This window comes from Bartonella sp. AC329YNZD, from assembly GCF_042196685.1.
Classification (GTDB): Bacteria; Pseudomonadota; Alphaproteobacteria; order Rhizobiales; family Rhizobiaceae; genus Bartonella.
The window spans coordinates 131,008-150,676 of sequence record NZ_JBHIQS010000001.1; the positions used below are offsets into that span (position 1 = coordinate 131,008).

At 36.2% G+C, this 19,669-nt stretch carries 14 protein-coding genes; 12 read left to right on the forward strand and 2 right to left on the reverse strand.

What is annotated here, in order from left to right:
• Positions 1–4 precede the first annotated feature (4 nt).
• The 3 genes from ACFIMW_RS00570 to ACFIMW_RS00580 are packed head-to-tail and all read left to right on the forward strand — an operon-like array spanning position 5 to position 2,813.
• The gene (locus ACFIMW_RS00570; RefSeq protein WP_375607731.1) at positions 5–892 is read left to right on the forward strand and encodes a hemin ABC transporter substrate-binding protein; all 888 of its coding nucleotides are present in this window, start codon (positions 5–7) and stop codon (positions 890–892) included.
• 38 nt (positions 893–930) lie between these two features.
• On the forward strand, positions 931–2,010 hold the full coding sequence (locus tag ACFIMW_RS00575; RefSeq protein ID WP_375607732.1) for a FecCD family ABC transporter permease: 1,080 nt from the start codon (positions 931–933) through the stop codon (positions 2,008–2,010).
• Positions 2,007–2,813: a heme ABC transporter ATP-binding protein gene (locus ACFIMW_RS00580; protein ID WP_375607733.1), complete on the forward strand. Its 807-nt coding sequence runs from the start codon at positions 2,007–2,009 to the stop codon at positions 2,811–2,813. Before ACFIMW_RS00575 ends, ACFIMW_RS00580 begins: the two co-directional genes overlap by 4 nt.
• A gap of 1,139 nt (positions 2,814–3,952) precedes the next feature.
• On the opposite strand, the gene ACFIMW_RS00585 is transcribed toward ACFIMW_RS00580, so the two are convergent.
• Entirely contained in the window at positions 3,953–4,927 is a 975-nt protein-coding gene (locus ACFIMW_RS00585; protein WP_375607734.1) for a phage tail protein, read from the reverse strand.
• Between the two features lie 2,337 nt (positions 4,928–7,264).
• Here ACFIMW_RS00585 and thiC point away from each other — a divergent pair.
• The 9 genes from thiC (at position 7,265) to ACFIMW_RS00630 (ending at position 18,970) form a co-directional block, all read left to right on the forward strand.
• On the forward strand, positions 7,265–9,091 hold the full coding sequence (gene thiC / locus ACFIMW_RS00590; protein ID WP_375607735.1) for a phosphomethylpyrimidine synthase ThiC: 1,827 nt from the start codon (positions 7,265–7,267) through the stop codon (positions 9,089–9,091).
• Positions 9,088–10,038: an FAD-dependent oxidoreductase gene (locus ACFIMW_RS00595; RefSeq protein WP_375607736.1), complete on the forward strand. Its 951-nt coding sequence runs from the start codon at positions 9,088–9,090 to the stop codon at positions 10,036–10,038. Before thiC ends, ACFIMW_RS00595 begins: the two co-directional genes overlap by 4 nt.
• 3 nt (positions 10,039–10,041) lie before the next feature.
• On the forward strand, positions 10,042–10,239 hold the full coding sequence (thiS, locus tag ACFIMW_RS00600; RefSeq protein WP_375606321.1) for a sulfur carrier protein ThiS: 198 nt from the start codon (positions 10,042–10,044) through the stop codon (positions 10,237–10,239).
• A gap of 2 nt (positions 10,240–10,241) precedes the next feature.
• Positions 10,242–11,012, forward strand: coding sequence for a thiazole synthase (locus ACFIMW_RS00605; RefSeq protein WP_375607737.1), 771 nt, complete (start codon positions 10,242–10,244; stop codon positions 11,010–11,012).
• On the forward strand, positions 11,012–11,617 hold the full coding sequence (locus ACFIMW_RS00610) for a thiamine phosphate synthase (RefSeq protein WP_375607738.1): 606 nt from the start codon (positions 11,012–11,014) through the stop codon (positions 11,615–11,617). Before ACFIMW_RS00605 ends, ACFIMW_RS00610 begins: the two co-directional genes overlap by 1 nt.
• Positions 11,608–12,366 carry a hydroxymethylpyrimidine/phosphomethylpyrimidine kinase gene (locus ACFIMW_RS00615; protein ID WP_375607739.1) on the forward strand — a complete coding sequence of 253 codons (759 nt, stop codon included), beginning with the start codon at positions 11,608–11,610 and terminating at the stop codon, positions 12,364–12,366. Before ACFIMW_RS00610 ends, ACFIMW_RS00615 begins: the two co-directional genes overlap by 10 nt.
• Before the next feature lie 450 nt (positions 12,367–12,816).
• The gene (locus tag ACFIMW_RS00620; RefSeq protein ID WP_375607740.1) at positions 12,817–13,656 is read left to right on the forward strand and encodes a uracil-DNA glycosylase family protein; all 840 of its coding nucleotides are present in this window, start codon (positions 12,817–12,819) and stop codon (positions 13,654–13,656) included.
• A gap of 73 nt (positions 13,657–13,729) precedes the next feature.
• Positions 13,730–16,360, forward strand: a complete 2,631-nt coding sequence (pepN, locus tag ACFIMW_RS00625; RefSeq protein ID WP_375607741.1) for an aminopeptidase N — start codon at positions 13,730–13,732, stop codon at positions 16,358–16,360.
• A gap of 288 nt (positions 16,361–16,648) precedes the next feature.
• A complete protein-coding gene (locus ACFIMW_RS00630; protein ID WP_375607742.1) occupies positions 16,649–18,970 on the forward strand; it encodes an ATP-binding protein in 2,322 nt (773 codons plus the stop codon).
• A gap of 9 nt (positions 18,971–18,979) precedes the next feature.
• On the opposite strand, the gene ACFIMW_RS00635 is transcribed toward ACFIMW_RS00630, so the two are convergent.
• The gene (locus ACFIMW_RS00635; RefSeq protein WP_375607743.1) at positions 18,980–19,501 is read right to left on the reverse strand and encodes a methylated-DNA--[protein]-cysteine S-methyltransferase; all 522 of its coding nucleotides are present in this window, start codon (positions 19,499–19,501) and stop codon (positions 18,980–18,982) included.
• Positions 19,502–19,669: the final 168 nt, after the last annotated feature.

Sequence of the window (19,669 nt, forward strand, 5' to 3'; positions counted from 1 at the left end):
CAATATGCTGACTCTTCTTTTGTGCAGACAATTAAGGTTTTTTCTTCTTTTTATACTTCTTTCTTTTAGCTTCTTTTCTCAGCGCGCCATCGCTGAACCTACCACATATTTTTCTGAAAATGCGCGAATTGTCTCTATTGGCGGCTCTCTTACGGAAATTGTTTATGCATTAGGAGCGCAAGATCAACTTGTTGCCCGTGATAGTACAAGCGTTTATCCAAAAGAAGCCCTCAAACTTCCTGTGCTTGGTTATATGCGTGCTCTTTCACCTGAAGGTGTTTTATCTCTTGCTCCAGAAGGTATCTTACTCGTTGAAGGAAGCGGTCCTGCTTCAACAATTGAAATTCTCAAAAAAACATCAATTCCTATCGTGATCATACCAGAAAATTATTCTCGAGAAAGTGTGATAGAAAAAATTCGTCTTGTTGGAAAAGCCATCCATCGTGAAGCACAAGCTGCTGTATTAATTCAAAAAGTGAGCCGTGATTTTGTAGATAATGATGCTCTTTTGGCAAAAGTAACGAAACCAAAGCGTGTCCTTTTTATTTTGTCGGTACAAAATGGGCGCGTTATGGCATCTGGAACAGATACAGCAGCAGATGGTATCATAAAACTTTCAGGTGGGATCAATGCTATTACTGATTATAAAGGCTATAAACTTCTCAATAACGAAGCGTTATTGAAAGCGAATCCTGATGTTATTTTACTTATAAAACACGGTGAGAAATCCATTAATCTTGAAAAGGTTTTAGCTATACCAGCTATCCAAGCAACAACTGCAGCAAAAAATCATGCTATTAAACAAATGGATGCTATGTACCTTTTAGGATTTGGTCCACGTACTGCAGACGCATCAAGAGAACTTATTCATATGCTTTATGGTGCAAACTAAAATGGTAAAAACGGATAAAATTGGTAGAGAATCCATCTATGGTTTATGCATCTGAAACAAAAAAAAATAAAAAAATGAATCGTAAAAATTTGAGAACAATACTCTTATTAGGTCTAATAATGTTCCTTATCTTGAGTATTTTGGGCGGACTTTTAAATGGTGCTTCAAATACTTCTTTCTTTGATTTTCTTAATATCATGTTTACGCAAGAATTTTCTGTAAGTAGTAAAACACGTGATTATCTTATATTTATCGATATAAGGCTTCCTCGCGTTATCCTAGGATTATTGATCGGGGCTGCTTTGGCTGTCTCTGGTGTTATGATGCAAGGACTTTTCCGTAATCCTCTTGCAGATCCTGGAATTATAGGTGTATCAGCAGGAGCTGGTCTTGGTGCCGTTTTAGCAATTGTTTTAGGTTTTGCTTTTCCTGTTTCATTTGCGCCTTTTCTAGAGCCTTACAAAGTTATCATGGGTGCTTTTTTGGGTGGACTTTTATCAACGATTGTTCTCTACATAATAGCGACGCATCATAACTTTACCTCTATTGCAACTATGCTACTTGCCGGTATTGCTCTTGGTGCATTAAGCGGTGCAGTTGTTGGAACATTGATTTTTATTGCAAATGACCAACAATTACGCGATATCACTTTTTGGAGTCTTGGCTCTCTTGCGGGCGCGACATGGTGGAAAGTATGGCTCGTTCTCCCTTTCATTTTTATTGGTCTTCTTTTTTCTCCCTTTTTATCACGAGCACTTAATGCTCTTGCGCTTGGAGAAGCTGTTGCTGGCCATATCGGTTTCCATATTCAACGCGTTAAGAATATTGCAATTCCCCTCGTTGCTCTTATGTGTGGTAGTGCAGTTGCTGTCAGTGGTGGTATTGGTTTTATTGGTATTATTGTTCCTCATATTTTACGTCAGATCATTGGTCCTGATCACCGCTATCTTATTCCTTACTCTGCTCTCTTGGGAGCATCTTTACTTATTTTTGCTGATACGTTTGCACGTTTAATTGTTGCCCCCGCGGAATTACCAATTGGAATTGTAACAGCGCTTTTTGGTGCCCCCTTCTTCCTGTGGATCCTTATATGCAAACGAGGGACTGCCTTTTCATGATTGAAGCAACAAATATTTGCGTTCAGCGCGGAAAAAAACAGATTCTCAATCACATTAATCTTCAAGCTAAAAGTGGTGCTTTTACCATCATAATTGGTCCTAATGGATCGGGAAAAAGTACTTTTGTCAAAGCACTGAGTGGGGAAATTCCTTACAGTGGGAAAATAACCTTAAATGGTTATGATGTGCGCCAAACAAAAACTTATGAAATGGCAAAAATGCGCGCTGTGCTCCCACAATCAACAACGCTTGTCTTTCCATTCTTAGTCCATGAAGTTGTAAGACTTGGCCTTTCTGTAAACCAACTCACCATTGCCAAAACCGAGTTACAAAATCTTATCCAGAAAGCTTTAGATCGCGTTGACCTTTCTGATTATGGTAACCTATATTATCACCAATTATCAGGTGGAGAACAAGCACGCGTACAACTTGCTCGTGTTCTTTGCCAAATCTGGAAACCCATTTATAATGGAATTCCTCGTTGGATGATATTAGATGAACCTATTGCTAGCCTTGATATTCAACATCAAATTATCGTTATGGATATCGCTAAACAATTTACCCATTCTGGTGGTGGCGTTCTCGCTGTTCTTCATGATCTCAATCTCGCAGCACATTATGCAGATAGCATGATCTTGCTAAAGGAAGGAGAGATTTATTGCGAAGGAAATGCGACTAATGTTTTGACAACACAAAATCTACGCGATGTTTATCATTGTTCCTTAAACGTTTCTGAATTACCTAAAGAAGATATCCCTTTTATACTCCCTCAAACAGCATCCTCTTATGAATTTAGATCCTAAAGCAGTCAGCTTCAATCTAAAAATTAATGTACTTAGCACAATAAAGTACGCAAATATTCAAGATTCTATTTTATTTTTAATGAACTCCTTTCTATCATTTAACGTCTTCCGCTCACATCAAAGATATTTTTGGAAAAAACTATCTATTTAAAATCTTTCAAGATTTTACGTACTAAAAATATTTGAGATTTTGTTTTGCTATCATACTTTTATATAATGCAAGTTTATATGACATAAATATGTATTTTCCTCGCTCTTTCTATCACTCTTGTCTTTAATAAAAATGATCCAGAAATACATACAAATACCTTTGTCATAATAATTATATGGATTCTTTATATTTTCTAGGGACTAGATAAAAATTAAGTACCTCTTGACAATCTGTAAAATATTTATTTGTTGCTTTAACGGCGTTATTTTTTCTCATAACATATATGCTTTTGCTTTATCTTTTTTATATTGATTCTTTATCTATCTCTGTAGTCAATAAAAAAATTAAATATAATCGTATTTTTATTTTTCTTCCTCTATTAGAAAAATTGTTTATTGGTACATCAAAAGAATTAAACTATTGAATAAAATATTAAAATAAATTCAATAACGCTTCTTGCCGTCCCCTTAACGAAAAAACAATGCGTAATATAGGGATGAAAAGAAAGTATAACGATAATTTCACTCAAGGAATATACCATTTACAAATATAACCTACATCATAGCATTGCAAAGAAATAAAATTGATAAAGAGATGAGAAATCTCTTTATGAGATCAATTCGCGGATACAAAGATATACTGTTTTTTTGTAATAAAACGCTACAAATGTTGCACTTTTTCATGCCTCAGATTGAGTAATTGTATCACTTTAGCCCCTATCAAAACACCTGATGAAAAGATATATCTCCAAATCATTTAATGGCAAATTTAAAATAATTTTTACATATTTTCTCTTCATAATCATACAATTATAAAAAATTATATCATTAACTCTTCCCCCCCCAATCATTTAAAATTATTTTTTAACTCTCTCAAATATTGTATAAAGAGTATAGATTTCCTCTTCACATACATAAAAAATAACGCGGAATTGCTCCGCGTTAACAAAATTACCAAGGTGTATAGATTATTTATGAACCGACCATACTCATGATTTTATAGCATAGACAACAGTTGCATTAACAGGGCGCGTTTCTGCCTCACCCGTATGAGAAAGAGTTACCTTGTGTGTATGTGCACCAGCAGAAGCTGTTCTTCCTTTCAGGGTCGCATTATAAGTATAATGATTCGGTAGTCTTCCAATATCACCAGTTGGCCATCCTACCCCTTGATACTCAAAATTGTGTGCATGCTCGCCTGATTCTTCAATGGTTCCAATATGCGTATGCGATTTTATGCTATCTTGTTGTTTATCTGCAAATTTTCTACCACCATCTAAACCACGGCCATCATCAAAGCCGCGTAAAAACATACCTCTAAAATCAGGAACTTTAAAAGTTCCATAGCTGTTTTTCCCCCATTTATCACCTATTGCCTTGAATAACTGCGGATAATCCTCACACTTATAGGACTGACCATCACATAAAAGCCAACCATTTGGCACACTTTGCATAGCAAATGTTGCAATGAATCCAGCAGGAAAATTTTCTATTTTTGGTGATGTAGGATTTAATAAATACCACCCTTCATGCTCTTTTATTAAAACACCATTATTATATACCATTTCATAAATGCCACCTCTTTGCAGTTCTCCCCCTTCTAAGGGGATAACCCCCACATCAGTGGCTTTATAGATAAGCTTTTCTCCTATATTATTAACAGTTATTGTCGTCGTGCCAATATTCATGCCACGAGCTTTAAAACGTATGATGATATCATTGTTGTATTTCTTTATCGGTGAAACTGTCTTTAAGGTAATTAATGTTGTTTTATCTTCCGCATTTACCATAAAGCTTGAGTCAATAGATCCACCATTATCTGCAAGATATTCTCGTACGCGCTGCATCATCGCCCGAGCACTATCATTAACAGAACTAGGCGGCTGACCTTCTGCCCAATTAATGATACTATCTGAATGAGCATTTTCATCGGCCTTTAGCGACCAATCATAAATATTAGACATTTTAAATCCCCCATTATTTTCATAATTTTTCTAACAATTTCTCATTCTGTGCACTAGAATGCGCTGCCATTTTTTATTGCTACATCATAACCACTGCACCATCCGTATTTACACATTTTATCTCTCTTCCCTCCTTCCAATTTAATAACCTAAATTCATCAGACCTTCTTCATAACATCAGCATTAATACAACTAATTCTAATGTGTAATATGAGCCACCTCATCTGAGGTTACTTAATATCTTGTTTTGTTGTTGTGCTGTTGTTATACAGTTATATTTTCAATATCTTGCAATCTCATTGCAAATTATAAATACTGTTCAAAATTCCCCCTACTATGGATTTCATAGAACTGTTATTGAATGTAATAACTTATCATCCGCATAGAAAGTTTCTGATTTAAACATTCTCTTTTTTATTTTTTTCAATAGCTTAAATTTATTTCGTCGATATTTTATACTCTATATTTTAAACAAAGAATCTCTCTCTTTTGACTTCCATTTATCTTAAAATTCTAAAAGTTAACTTCAAATTCTTTGTATGCATCATTATGTTTTTATTCATATGCAAATACCTTGAAAGGCTCTATTTTATTCAATTTATTCCTGAAATTGTTTTACTCGATCAATACCAACATTTTTTAAACAAGCTTCTGTTCAATCTTAATGCACCATAGGAAATATATTCACTATGACAGTTTTTTTACACCTTAATTGAACTAGAAATGAAATACTTTAAATACTAAAGAAATATCACAAACCCTCATCAGATCTGATGAATATCAATTTCTTTTACTTGAATTAAAAAATAGCCCTTACCCCCTATAAAATGCGCGCCATTTTCACCTTTAAAGAGCTGTAAGCGCCCATTGTCCTCCCCCACCTAATGCGATTACCCACATGTAATATTCTATTATATATTGATTCTTTTTGCAAGAACAATAAATCCTTCTGAACATGCACTCGCAATTATTAGCTTTCTCTCTCCTTGTGGAAAGATAAGAGTAAAGATTTACTGTTTTGATAACAAATTCTGTACTGGCTAAAACAACAGAGCAAAATACATCATATCATCGAACTTCATTGTAATCATGATTTAAAAATTTAAGTAGGCTTTCTTAATATTTTACTTTGTTACATCATCAGCTTTTATAGAAAAAATCTCAACCGTGCTTACAATATCTATACCACCATTATTTCCTCTTAGAAGAAGAAAAAGATCTCTCAATAATGATAAATAAAATTATGAAAATTGAATAGCTTACTGTTTTATATAAGAGATTAAGCCATCATTCCCACACTTCTTACCTTCTTTTTCAGAAACTTTCAACATTGTGTTTTTTTAAGAGGTATAGTTTTATTGAAGCACCTTCACTCCATTTGATACCAGCAATTTGTGAGGTCATTTTTACATCGTCTGCTATATTTGATATATTTTATTCCTTATATAAAAAACCATACTCACACTGCCTTTGCGAATAAAGAACTTTTCTGTAATTTCATATATATTTAAACTATAAGAATTTATAAAATACGATTTGTTTTATTATCAATAAAATAATCTATATGTCGTGATTTTTTATATAAAAATACCTTATATTTTATTCATAAAAAATAAAACTCATCTTTATTAAATATAGACGTTATTAAACTTTTTATTATTGATCATGTAAAATAGTAAATAGAGTATATTCATCATTTTCTTATTTATAATGATATCTTAATTGAACACAACTATGAAAAAATAAGAAAGTTTTATTTTATATTCTAAATACGTAGAATAAACATAAATTTAAAGGATATGTAATAATCTGTCATGATTTCAGAAACAAAAGCATCACGACATGACACTTTATAAAAAGGGTGCTATTGTCTGAAGATGAGTGACTAGCTTAGTAAAAAAGCTACATAAAAGTAAAAGAATAAAAATTAATGGAATTGCGCAGCATATACCCTCTGGCTTTAGCTATAAATTTTATCCTCATCATTTCTTTATAAAAAGATTTTAATATTATCACTGGTTATTTCATAGTATCTGCTTTTATTTCTAACGAATGTAGAAAAATCGTTAAAAATATATCTTTGTGATTGACAATGTCAGTATTTAAGCCAATCATGTGTATCCTGGCAAAAGTGTTTACGTGGGGGAGTGCAAGTATTATTTCAAAGATATTGCGTTGATCTTTTCAAAGTAAATCTTCTTAAACTTTATTGAAGATAACTTACTATAAAATATTATAAGCATCTCTTCATTCAAGATACATTATTGATCATTTAAATATATCTCCATTAACATCACGCCTTAGTTTTTAAACTATGTGTTTAGAAGGAAAAAGTTTGTGCCGAAAAATATTCCATCAATCAGTTGTAGTCCCTTTCCTGCCTCACGCAAAATTTATCAACAGAGTCCTCTTTTTTCTGATGTGCGTGTTCCATTGCGTGAAATTTCATTGACCGATGGGAGTGGTGAAAAACCTTTAAATGTTTACGATACTTCTGGTCCCTATACCGACAAAGATGCAGTCATTGATCTTACAAAAGGTTTACCTGCAATTGGCTCATCTTGGCTCTTTCAGCGTGCTGATACTGAACCTTATCCTGCACGCTTAGTTAAACCTGAAGATAATGGATTAACCTATAATAGCTCTGCTATTCCAACATTTGAACAAAAACGACCTATTTTACGAGCTAAAAGTGGCAAAGCAATCACACAAATGGCGTATGCACGCGCAGGTATTATTACCGCCGAAATGGAATATGTTGCTATACGAGAAAATGAAGGACTGGCAATAAAAGATCAACAAAAAGTACACTCAGATACATTGGATGGAGAAATACCAGAAATTTATACTGCGGAATACGTTCGTAATGAAATTGCAAATGGACGAGCCATTATTCCACAAAATATCAATCATCCAGAATGTGAACCAATGATTATTGGACGTAATTTTCGTGTTAAAATTAATGCCAATATTGGCAATTCAGCAGTAACTTCATCGATGGCAGAAGAAGTTGATAAAATGGTTTGGGCTATTCGTTGGGGGGCAGATACAGTTATGGATCTCTCAACAGGAAGAAATATTCACAATATTCGTGAGTGGATTATTCGAAATTCTCCTGTGCCTATCGGGACTGTTCCTCTTTATCAAGCACTCGAAAAAGTACAAGGTATTGCTGAAAATCTAACATGGGGTATTTTTCGCGATACTCTTATAGAACAAGCAGAACAAGGGGTTGATTATTTTACCATTCATGCAGGCTTAAGATTACCATTTATTCCTATGACCATTGATCGTGTAACAGGTATTGTTTCACGAGGCGGTTCTATTATGGCAAAATGGTGTCTCCATCATCACAAAGAAAGCTTTCTCTACGAACATTTTGATGAAATTTGTGATATTGCAAAAACATATGATATCTCTCTTTCATTAGGAGATGGATTACGCCCTGGCTCTATTGCCGATGCCAATGATGAAGCACAATTTGCCGAACTTAAAACTTTAGGAGAATTGACAAAAATTGCTTGGGAAAAAAATGTACAGGTTATGATTGAAGGACCAGGACATATCCCAATGCACAAGATTAAAGAAAATATGGAGCAACAACTCAATCTCTGTCATGAAGCACCTTTTTATACTTTGGGACCTCTTACAACTGATATTGCTCCTGGTTATGACCATATTACATCAGCAATTGGTGCTGCTATGATTGGATGGTTTGGAACTGCCATGTTGTGCTATGTAACGCCTAAAGAACATTTGGGACTTCCCGATAAAAATGATGTCAAAACGGGGGTCATCACTTATAAAATCGCCGCTCATGCTGCTGATCTTGCAAAAGGTTTGCCTAGAGCACAGTTGCGCGATAACGCTCTCTCACGTGCACGATTCGACTTTAGATGGCATGATCAATTCAACCTGTCTCTTGATCCAGAAACAGCTTGTACCTTTCATGATGAAACAATGCCGAAAGATGCCCATAAATTGGTGCATTTTTGTTCCATGTGTGGACCAAAATTCTGTTCTATGCGTATTTCTCATGATATTCGTGATGCTGCAGCACTCAAAAAAACAAAAGGTGAAGGTATGATTGCTATGGCTGAAAAATATCAAGAAAGTGGTGATCTTTATGTCGATGCATCTCAAAAAAAGAGAGTAAATAGTTGAAGAATATTCTTATCAAAGGTGCGGGCGTTGCTGGTTTAACCGTTGCTTTTATGTTACAACAAAAAGGCGCTCGTGTTACTGTATCGGCTCCACTAAACTCTCCTATAGGATCGTCCAGTTGGTATGCTGGAGGAATGCTTGCTCCTTATTGTGAAAAAGAAAATACTGAACAGATTGTTGAAGACCTTGGTGTACAAGCTATACACTGGTGGCGCAAAATATTTCCAGATCTTGTTACACAAAAAGGTACTTTAGTGGTTGCTCCTACGCGTGATAGAGGAGAACTTGAACGATTCTCACTTCGCACACATCATCATAGAACCATAAACCGTGCAGAAATAGCCCATCTTGAACCAGATCTTGCAGAACATTTTGACTGTGGGCTTTTTTATGAAAGTGAAGCCCACCTTGATCCTCGTAAAGCACTTATCGCTTTAAAAGAAAAACTGATAACAAATGACGCATGTTTTGTTGATGTTAAAACATCTGAAACAAATTTTGATATGGTCATTGATGCAACAGGAATAGCACGTTTAGGAAAAGATAAAAATATACGGGGCGTGCGTGGTGAAATGCTACTCTTGCGGAGTACAGAAATTAAGATTTCCCGCCCAATTCGTCTTCTTCATCCACGATTTCCACTTTATGTTGTTCCACGACAGGATGATATTTTCATGATTGGCGCAACGATGATTGAAAGTGACTTTGGTGGTCCAATCTCGGTGAGATCAATGATGGAATTGCTCAACGCGGCCTATACATTGCACCCTGCTTTTGCCGAAGCAGAAATTGTTGAATCCGGCGTTGGTATTCGTCCAGCTTATCCTGATAACTTCCCTTCTGTATGCAAATATGGTAACCATATCTCTATTAATGGATTTTATAGACATGGTTTTCTTTTGTCTCCAGAAATGGCAAAACGAGCGGTGAAATTGGCATTGGAATAAAACATGCAAATATTTGTTAATGGTGAAACACTTCAAACAGAAGCTCCTTTTCTTAGTCTCTTGCTTGTGGAATTGGGGTATGAAGGAAATTGGCTAGCAACTGCTGTTAATGCTGAAGTTGTTCCTGTAGATGCGCGTGACCAATTTATTTTGCATGAAGGAGATAAAGTGGAAATTTTAAGCCCAATGCAAGGTGGTTAATTATGTTGAATCTTTATGGACGACAATTCACCTCTCGTCTTATGTTAGGTACAGCGCAATATCCTTCTCCTGCCATCCTTCGTGATGCTATTCATAAATCGAATACAGAAATTGTAACCGTTTCATTACGTCGAGAAAGCGCAGGTAGAAAACAAGGAGGGCAGTTTTGGCAATTCCTTCAAGAGCTCGATATAACGATACTTCCCAATACCGCTGGTTGTTATACTGTTAAAGAAGCGGTGACAACAGCCCATTTAGCTCGTGATCTCTTTAAAACCTCTTGGATTAAACTCGAAATTATTGGTAATTCAGATACCTTACAGCCAAACGTCTTTTCTTTAATTGAAGCAGCAAAAATTTTAAACAATGAAGATTTCAAAATTTTTGCCTATACAACCGATGATCTCATTGTTGCTGAAAAACTCTTAGATGTTGGCTGCCGTGTCATTATGCCTTGGTGTGCCCCTATTGGATCAGCCAAAGGCCCTCATCATACCGATGGACTGCGTTCTATCCGTGCTTATCTTCCAGATGTTACTCTTGTTATTGATGCCGGCATCGGGCGCCCATCCCATGCCGCTGTTGCTATGGAACTGGGTTATGATGCGGTCCTTCTTAATACCGCAGTTGCTAAAGCAGGTGATCCTGTTTTGATGGCTGAGGCCTTTTCCAAAGCTATTCAGGCAGGGCGTATGGGGTATAAAGCAGGTATTCTCGAAGCACGCAATATCGCGGTCCCTTCAACTCCCGTCATTGGTAAAGCGGTATTTTGATGAAATTGGATCCTTTTTACCTCATTGTTGATACTGCTGAGTGGGTTGAACGTTTGATTCCTCTTGGTGTCAAACTCATACAATTGCGTATGAAAAATGAAGATCTTAAAACGATCCGTCAACATACCAAGCGTGCAAAAAACATATGTGATAAATGGGGGGCACAATTAATTATTAATGATCATTGGATCATAGCCATTGATGAAAAATGCAATTTTATTCATCTTGGGCAAGAAGATCTATGCAATGCTGATCTCCTTGCAATTCGTAAAAATGGTATAAGATTTGGTCTTAGCACCCATGATGAACATGAATTGGATATCGCGCTCTCTGTTAATCCTGACTATATTGCTCTTGGTCCTATTTATCCGACAATCTTAAAAAAAATGAAATGGAAACCTCAAGGATTAGAAAAAATTAAACAATGGAGAAAGCGAATTGGTGCTTTACCTCTCGTTGGCATTGGTGGTTTAACACCAGAACGTGCAGTTTGTGTTTTAAAAGCAGGAGCCAATAGCGCTGCTGTTGTGACTGACATTATCCTCCATAAAAAACCTGAAGAGCGGGTACAACAATGGATCAAGGGGACCCAACCATGGCGTTAACGCCTTCTATTCTCATTGTTGCGGGTACTGATCCAACAGGAGGTGCTGGCATTGTTCGTGATATAGAAACCTCTACGCATTTTCAAATAAAAGCAAATTTAGCAATTACTTGTGTTAACGTACAAAATGATCATCACGTTGCTGAAATTGTTCCCATGAATGAAAAACTTATCGCCGCGCAAATGCGCATAGCCTTAGAAGCTAATCCTATCAGCGCAATAAAAATTGGTATGACAGGAAATCAAGCAATTATAGCAGCAATTTGTCATGTCCTCGAAGATTACCCCCATATTCCGGTTATTCTTGATCCTGTGCTGGTTGCCTCATCAGGAGGAAAACTGACAACAGAAAAAATCATAGAAATTATGATCAATCAGCTTCTCCCACATGTCACTCTTTTAACACCAAATAGAGATGAACTTGCTCTTCTTAGCCAAACCCCATTGGCATCTCATGATAAGCAAGCAATACAACAAGCAAAAAAACTTTTGTCATTGGGAGCTCGCTCTATTTTAGTAAAAGGGGGACATGCAGATGGTCCTCTTGCAATTGATAGATTCATTGACAAAACTGAAATCATCAATATTTCTGCTCCACGTTTAAAAGGAACAATGCGTGGAACAGGTTGCATTCTCTCAAGTGCTATTGCAGCCCATTTGGCACTCAATGAACCTCTTATTTCAGCTGTAAAAAAAGCAAAAATATATACCCACACATTGCTTTTAAACCATTGTAAAAACAGTTTTTAAAAGTCTTAGTATTTCTCATAAAAGTAATATTATTCTTTTATTTATAGAGTTAATATTTTTAATAAAAATTATTAACAAAGCTAAAAATATAATAATAAAAAATTTATAGTTAAATTTACAAATAAAATACTATAAAAGTTACTTTCATTAATGATTAAATAGAGCATATAATGGTCATAAATGTTATCATTTATGCCACTTGTGTTCAGTAGAAAATTCTTTTACCATAAAGAGATTAATCTGTTTAAAAAACTAAAATGGTGCATTTGAACAAATTGTACATTTTAAAATGTATATAGTCTCAAGCACCTGTATTTAAGATCTGCCTTTTTTGTGAAAAGAGAGAATCCTATCAGCATTCTTATACATTAATGGCTAGCGAATACGTTTATAAAACTTGAAGGATAATTTTGTTTGATCTATAATCCCTAGATCATTAGAAAAAGTAAAATGTTAAATCAAACGCCGCACTCGATTTCCTATGAAGAACTCTTAAACTTTTATAAAGAAAGTGGTGCGGATGCCGTTCTGACAGACTTCCCTATTGATCGTTTTAAGCAGTCTGCTTGTTCAGAGAGAAAATTAACGCCTGTTGTTAACATTTCTGGTAATCAACAAACATCTGCCAAAACATCTCCAAGCGTAAAATTAGATAATCATCCACTGTATAATTCTAGTCCTATACAAAACGAATCCGCTGCTATAGAGAGTGCAAAAAGTGCAAAGACACTTGATGAATTAAAATCTGCCCTCCTTGCATTTAATGGCTGTTCACTAAAATTGACAGCAAAAAATACCTGTTTTTCAGATGGAACAGCAGGAAGTCCCCTAATGCTCATAGGTGAAGCACCAGGACGAGAAGAGGATATACAAGGAATTCCTTTTGTGGGAAAAGCAGGGATGTTACTTAATAAAATCCTCGCATCAATTGGCTTAACAAGAAATAATGTTTACATCGCCAACACTATTCCTTGGCGTCCACCAGGAAATCGTACACCAACACCAAGAGAAGTGGCATTGTGCCGCCCTTTTATTGAACGGCACATTTCTTTAGCACGTCCTCGTGTTCTTATAGCACTGGGAGGCGTTGCTGCACAATTTCTTACTGGATCTCAAAATGGGATTATCCGAACAAGAGGGAAATGGCATATCTATGAAAGCGAAGATAATATAAAAATACCTGTTATGCCAACTTTTCATCCAGCTTACCTTCTTAGAACCCCTAGTCAAAAGAAGCTTACATGGATAGACTTCTTAGAAGTAAAAAATCGCCTCGACAGCCTTTTGTAATTCTTTAATCCTATCTTGCTTCTAAAATTAAAACACCCTTCTTTAACTCTTAAAATACTAATGGGAAAAAACTATGAAACAGCCAATAACATCTATTTATCGTTTGGAAGATTACCAACCAACTCCTTACGCTATCCCTAAAACACACCTTTCTTTCCAATTGGCACCAACAAAAACCTATGTTACAGCCATATTGTTTATTGAGCCTCGTCACGATACAAAAGAATTAACACCTCTCGTTCTTTCTGGTGATGATCTTACTTTAATTTCCGTTTCTATTAATGATGAGATATTAGCCCCAAACACTTATAGAGTGACGCCTTCACGTTTAGAGATTACAACGCCACCAACGGCTCCTTTTACATTAAAATTGGTTACGGAACTGAATCCTGAAAGCAACCGCCAACTTATGGGGCTTTATCTTTCAAATGGTGTTTATTGCTCACAATGCGAATCGGAAGGTTTTCGTCGTATCACTTATTTTTACGACCGCCCAGATGTTCTTTCTACCTATAGAGTAAAAATTGAAGCAGATTCCAAAACAATCCCAATCTTGCTTTCAAACGGTAATCTCGTGGGAACAGGAACTTTAGAGAATAATCGTCATTTTGCTATTTGGGAAGATCCTTATCCCAAGCCATCTTATCTCTTTGCTTTAGTAGGTGGAGATCTTGATAAGTTAGAAGACCATTTTACAACTGTATCTGGACGACGTATCGAGCTTGGTATCTATGTAGAAAAAGGAAAAACCGAACGCGCAACCTATGCAATGGATGCTCTTAAACGTTCCATGCGTTGGGATGAACAATGTTTCGGACGCGAATATGATCTTGATGTTTTCAATATTGTTGCTGTGTCCGACTTTAACATGGGAGCAATGGAAAACAAAGGCCTTAACGTTTTTAATGATAAATATGTTCTTGTCGATCCTGAAACAGCAACCGATCAGGATTATAGAAATGTTGAACGTGTCATTGCCCATGAATATTTCCATAATTGGAGCGGTAATCGTGTTACCTGTCGCGATTGGTTTCAACTCTGTTTAAAAGAAGGATTCACTGTTTATCGTGATCAGGAATTTTCATCAGATCAAAATATACGCAGCCTACAGCGAATTGAAAATGTAAAAGCATTAAAAGCGACGCAATTTACAGAAGACGCAGGACCTCTTGCGCATCCTGTACGTCCTCGTCAATATAGCCAAATTAATAATTTTTACACCACAACTGTTTATGAAAAAGGTGCTGAAGTTGTTCGCATGATACGAACTATTTTAGGTCCTACTCTGTTTCGTAAAGGCACTGATCTTTATTTTCAACGTCATGATGGACAAGCTTGTACAATTGAAGATTTTATTACCTGTTTTGCTGAAGTGTCTGGTCAAGACTTCTCCCAATTCATGCTATGGTATGAACAGGCAGGAACACCCAATGTAGAAATCGATAGTCATTATAGCGATGGTGTTTTAACAATTCATACAAAGCAACATATTCCCGCAACCCCACAACAAAATACAAAAAAGCCTATGCTTATCCCTATCGTATTTGGCTTGTTAGGACCTAACGGAGAAAACCTCGCTTATGAAGCGGATACAGATATTCAATCAGACGTTATGCTTTTATCCAAGGAAAGCCAAACGTTTACATTAAAAGGACTGCGTGAAAAACCCGTTTTATCACTGCTGCGAGACTTTTCTGCACCAATCATTCTACACACGCCATTTAATGAAAGTGAACTTATTTTTCTTGCACAACATGATGACAATCACCTTAATCGCTGGCAATCTCTTAATCATTTAATGACGCAAGCTTTGCTTCAAAGCATTCAAGATAAAACACAAGCAGCAAAAGAAACAATCTCCTCTGCTTTGCTAAACCTGATTGAAACAATCATAACAGATGAAACCTTAGAGCCTGAATTTCGTGCCTTCTGTTTAAATTTACCTAGTGAAGTTGAGCTTGCTCATACAATCGGTAAAAATATTGATCCAGATCGTATTCATTACGTGCGCAATCAGTTTCTCGCTTCACTTGCACAAACACATCAAAAACTCTTAACAAAATTTTATGAACAAATGCAAACCCAAGAACCCTATTCACCAGACACTGTACAAGCCGGAAAGCGAGCATTCAAGAACATACTATTGGATTATCTTTCCATTTCTGAGAACAATCCAAATCGTGCGGCAACACAGTATGCAACAGCTGATAATATGACTGACCGAATGGCGAGTATTGCTGTTCTCGTGAAGCGTTTTAATGAAAGTGAGCAGGCACAAAATGCCTTAAATGATTTTGAAAACCGCTATCGACATGACCCTTTGGTTATGGATAAATGGTTTTCTATTCAAGCAATGGTTGCTGGCACATCAACACTCGAAAATGTTCAAAAGCTCATGCAACACCCGCTATTTTCAAAGGATAATCCTAATCGTGTACGATCTCTGATCGGTGTCTTTGCCTCTAACAACCCCACAGGCTTTAACAGAGTTGATGGTGCCTCCTATGATTTTCTTTGCCAAATCATTTTAGAAATTGACAAAAAAAATCCACAGCTTGCTTCACGATTATTAACAACTTTGCGCTCTTGGCGACAATTAGAACCCATTCGGCAACAAAAACTTGAAACGGCATTAAAAACGATTGCTGCCGCGCCAAAATTATCAAGCGATGTTTCTGATATCATCAATCGTCTACTCACTTGAAACAAAAAAACATTTTAAATCAATATACTATAATATTTTTAAAAATAAACTCTACAAGCTACTTTGATCATCATTAAACCTATAAACAGGCAATCTAAGCCTGTTTATAGGCCATGTTTAAAATGCCTTTTCCTTTTCATATTCCAAATTCATAAAAGTAAAATACTTTTTTTTAAAAAAAGACTGGACAGAAGACTCCTGTTTTGATTCATTGCACTCTCATGGGGTTATTAATGAATATCGAAGCAGTTTTTAAATCACATTATTCCGGAATTAAAGGAACAAGAGATGGCTAAATTGGACGCATATAATGCGCCAACGGAGATATATGCTGATTCAAAATCGAGCGCTCAAAGCCATAAAGCGCAGACAAAGCGTATTCATCTGTTTTCTGGCTCTACCTATCAAAAGCTTCTCTTTATTGAACCTTGGTTGCGACGCTCACTTCCCTTTGTCATTGTGGCATTTCTTATTGCGCTTGCTGTAATTCGTTTTGTATCAATCTATGATTGGCGCAACACAATTGATAAAAGCACACGTTCGACCATCATTCTCTTAGCTTCTCATATTACCAATACAATTGATCATGACTTATTGGCCGTTTCTCAGAAAGAAAAAAGCTCTGCCCTTTCTCATAGTCATTTGCAAGATATCCTCTCCACTTTTCGTAATCAAGATCTTATTAATCCCAGCACTCTCATCGCCATCGTTGATGAAAAAGGCAATGTCTTGGCTTCATCCAGTTCAGAGATCATCCTAGGAAAACCTTTGCAAGATTTTATCTCTGACAGCATTGCTTTACAATCTCTTGGACAACACGCTGGAGTTATGAAAATCACAATAGGCAAAGATACCCCTGCTCTTGCTTCATTTCACCAAACAGAAAATGGACAATATGGCGTATTCATTAGCGAAAAGATGCAAAATAGCGCTATGGAATGGCGCAAATTTTTTTCGCTTAATATAACTCTATTCATCGGAACGAGTGGTATTATTCTTGCTCTTCTTTATGCTTATTACAATCAACTTTTACGAGCACGTAAGACTGATCTTATTTCAGAAAAAATTCAAAACCGTATTGATATGGCAATGATGCGTGGGCGTTGTGGACTATGGGATTGGAATATGGTAAGCGGACGCGTCTACTGGTCACGAGCAATGTATGAAATGCTCGGCTATGTCCCTCAAGATGCATTGCTCTCAATTTCCCAAATTAGCACCATTATCAATCCAAATGATGCCAACTTTTTTGATCTTGCTCAAGAATTAATGGGAGGCAAAAAAAAACATATTGATATCAATGTTCCCATGCGTCATGCTGATGGTCATTATGTATGGATGCGACTGCGCGCCGAAGTTACTGAAGAAGAAGAACCCCATTTGGTTGGTATTTCTTTCGACATTAGTGAACAGCAGCAATTGGCTGAACAAACAGCTCAAGCCGACCTTCGTATTCGTGATGCGATTGAAAACATTTCAGAATCTTTTGTCTTGTGGGATGCTGAGGGACGTTTAGTCATGTCCAACAGCAAATTTTGTGAATATGCCGCTATTCCTAAACAAATTCTACAATCAGGTATCCAACGTGCAACCGTCGAAGCCATGACCCGTCCTGCTCTTAGTGAATATCCCCTTAAAGATGATGGTACGGGTAATTTAACCAGTATTCGCCAAACTGCAGATGGTTTTTGGCTCAAAATTAATGAACGTCGAACCCAAGACGGAGGACTGGTTTGTATCGGGACTGACATTTCTGAACTTAAACAACAACAGGAAAAATTTGAAGACAGCGAAAGGCGTCTTTTTTCTTTCATTCAAGAACTCAAACGTGCGAGAGGAAGTGCTCAACAACGCGCAACAGAAGTTGAAAAACTTAATAAAAGTCTGAAAGCAGAAAAAGAACGCGCCGAAAGTGCCAATAAGGCTAAATCAGAATTTTTAGCCAATATGTCTCATGAATTGCGCACTCCACTGAATGCTATTCTCGGCTTTTCAGATATCATGTTACAATCAACCTTTGGTCCTCTTGGTTCACAACGCTATAAGGAATATATGCATGATATTTATAATTCAGGAACTCATCTTCTAACCCTTATCAATGACATCCTTGATATGTCAAAAATCGAAGCTGGAAGATTTACGCTTGATTGTAAAAATACCGATCTTGAACCCATCATTAGTGAAGCAGTACGAACACTAACGCCTCAGGCTCAAGAAAAAAATATTGCTGTTACAACAAACATTACCCCAGAACTTCATGCTGAAGTTGATGGTCGTGCAATGAAACAGATTTTCCTTAATCTCATCTCTAATGCCGTTAAATTTACTCCTTCTGGCGGAAATATTGATGTCTGCGCTTTCAAGAAAAAAAATAATCTTATTTTTAAAATTACAGATACAGGTGTTGGTATTCCACAATCAGCAATTAAAAAACTTGGACAACCCTTTGAACAAGTTGAAAATCAACTTACTAAATCTCATACGGGCTCAGGTCTTGGGTTAGCCATTTCACGCTCTCTGTTAGAACTACACAAAGGAAAACTTGAAATTACTTCAAAAGAAATGAAAGGAACAACAGTAACCATTATAATGCCCATCACACAAAGTTAAATTCGTTTTTTATCCTTCATTTTGTTCTCTTTGTAACAAAATCTTTTTCCGTTTGCCCCCCCAGCGATACCCTGAAATAAAACCATTTTTACGCACAACACGATGACACGGAATGATAACAGCCAATTCGTTACGTGCACAGGCATTAGCAACGGCACGAAAAGCATTCGGCATACCAATACGGCATGCTAAGACCTCATATGAAATTGTTTCACCACATGGTATATCACATAGTGCCGCCCATACTTGTCGTTGAAAAAATGTACCATTTATATCTAAGAGAAAATTATATTTTTTTACCAACCTGGGCGTTTCTATCATGGCTATAATATGAGCAACTTCTCTCTTAAATGTATTATCACCCACAACTTGTTGTGCATCACCAAAGCGTACCGTAAACTCTTGTAATAATTGCTCTGTAGTATCTCCTAACGCTATATAACAAATTCCTTTTTTAGACTTAACCACCAAAAGCTTTCCTATTGAGACATCTTCTAGACAAAATATTCTCGTTTGGGAAATATTTAGCATTTTCATTTTCTTTATATTTTTAAAAGTTTTGAACATTATACATAAAGTAAAGGGAGGATATTTTTAATCACTTTATAAAACCAAACAAGATCATCTTGAAACTATCTGCTTAGTCATTGTATTAAAATATACTCTTTTATGGAATGGAATCATACATAGATTGACTTT

What these genes read in the sequence shown, in the direction of transcription:
- ACFIMW_RS00620 (WP_375607740.1), top strand. Translation starts at nt 12,817, where the DNA reads ATGTTAAATCAAACGCCGCACTCGATTTCCTATGAAGAACTCTTAAAC.
- pepN (WP_375607741.1), top strand. Translation starts at nt 13,730, where the DNA reads ATGAAACAGCCAATAACATCTATTTATCGTTTGGAAGATTACCAACCA.
- ACFIMW_RS00585 (WP_375607734.1), bottom strand. Translation starts at nt 4,927, where the DNA reads ATGTCTAATATTTATGATTGGTCGCTAAAGGCCGATGAAAATGCTCAT.
- ACFIMW_RS00605 (WP_375607737.1), top strand. Translation starts at nt 10,242, where the DNA reads ATGTTGAATCTTTATGGACGACAATTCACCTCTCGTCTTATGTTAGGT.
- ACFIMW_RS00615 (WP_375607739.1), top strand. Translation starts at nt 11,608, where the DNA reads ATGGCGTTAACGCCTTCTATTCTCATTGTTGCGGGTACTGATCCAACA.
- ACFIMW_RS00575 (WP_375607732.1), top strand. Translation starts at nt 931, where the DNA reads ATGGTTTATGCATCTGAAACAAAAAAAAATAAAAAAATGAATCGTAAA.
- ACFIMW_RS00635 (WP_375607743.1), bottom strand. Translation starts at nt 19,501, where the DNA reads ATGCTAAATATTTCCCAAACGAGAATATTTTGTCTAGAAGATGTCTCA.
- thiS (WP_375606321.1), top strand. Translation starts at nt 10,042, where the DNA reads ATGCAAATATTTGTTAATGGTGAAACACTTCAAACAGAAGCTCCTTTT.
- ACFIMW_RS00610 (WP_375607738.1), top strand. Translation starts at nt 11,012, where the DNA reads ATGAAATTGGATCCTTTTTACCTCATTGTTGATACTGCTGAGTGGGTT.
- ACFIMW_RS00580 (WP_375607733.1), top strand. Translation starts at nt 2,007, where the DNA reads ATGATTGAAGCAACAAATATTTGCGTTCAGCGCGGAAAAAAACAGATT.
- ACFIMW_RS00630 (WP_375607742.1), top strand. Translation starts at nt 16,649, where the DNA reads ATGGCTAAATTGGACGCATATAATGCGCCAACGGAGATATATGCTGAT.
- ACFIMW_RS00570 (WP_375607731.1), top strand. Translation starts at nt 5, where the DNA reads ATGCTGACTCTTCTTTTGTGCAGACAATTAAGGTTTTTTCTTCTTTTT.